At 38.4% G+C, this 1,158-nt stretch carries 1 protein-coding gene and 1 pseudogene; both read left to right on the top strand.

All coding sequences use genetic code 11. The features are described from left to right. Nucleotides 1-377, top strand: a pseudogene (locus VXQ92_RS19770) (elongation factor 4); the annotation flags it as partial. A gap of 70 nt (nt 378-447) precedes the next feature. Continuing rightward, a partial coding sequence (lepB, locus tag VXQ92_RS19765; protein WP_416682937.1) for a signal peptidase I occupies nt 448-1,158 on the top strand: 711 nt, incomplete at its 3' end.

The raw sequence follows: 1,158 nt of genomic DNA, 5'->3' as shown, positions 1-1,158 counted from the left end.
TTATTCGTTTTGAGAGTTCATCTTTAGTTAAGGTTGACGTGTTAATTAATGGTGAGAAGGTCGATGCGCTTGCAATGATTTGTCACCGTAATGATGCTCGTCATCGTGGTATTGCTTTAGTTGAGAAAATGAAAGATTTGATTCCACGTCAAATGTTCGATGTCGCAATTCAGGCTGCTATTGGTGCACAAATTATTGCTCGTTCGACCGTGAAGGCGATGCGTAAAAACGTTTTAGCAAAATGTTATGGCGGTGACGTGTCTCGTAAGAAGAAACTACTTGCGAAACAAAAAGAAGGTAAGAAACGTATGAAACAAGTGGGTAGTGTAGAAATCCCACAAGAAGCGTTCTTAGCTGTTTTGAAAGTAGAAAGATAAGAGAAAAGGTTGGGATGAACTTATCTTCTCCCAGCCGCAAGGCAAGCAGCTAAGCTGCGAGTGAGGTCCTGTGGATTTTGATTTTAATTTAATTCTTGTTCCTGTTACGCTGATTTTATTTGCAGTGTGGTTGCTAGATAAGCTTGTTTTTAAACAGCGTGCAAATAAAGGGCGAGAGAACGAAAATTTTGTTATTACATGGGCCTATGACTTTTGGCCGGTTTTAGCTGTTGTGCTTGTACTTCGCTCATTTCTTTATGAACCATTTAATATTCCATCAGACTCTATGGTTCCGACCTTAGAGACGGGCGATTTTATTTTAGTTAATAAATTTGACTATGGTGTCCGTTTACCTATCGTCAATAAAAAAGTGATTGATATCGGTGAACCGAAACGTGGTGATGTCATTGTATTCCGTTATCCGCCACAACCTACTATTAGTTATATTAAACGTGTAATTGGCTTACCTGGTGACCATATTGTTTATGATCATGGACAATTGATTATTAATGGTCAAAAAATTCCTAAAGTACCAACACAGTTTAGTCGCGAAAAAGATGCTTTAGATACACCAACTTCTATTTATCATAAAGAAACAATTGGTGATCATACTTTTACGATGCGTGAGCTTGAAGGCGTAAATGTTGCGCGTCAGGCACCATTTATCAACTATGTTGATAATGGTAAATATGCAAACCAAGACGGTTTATATTGGGAAGTAACAGTTCCGAAAGGACATTACTTTGCAATGGGGGATAACCGTGATCAAAGTGCTGACAGT

The organism is Acinetobacter sp. 228 (assembly GCF_048147885.1).
Note: the sequence above shows the minus strand (reverse complement) of the source record. Positions and strands in the feature narration are given on the sequence as shown.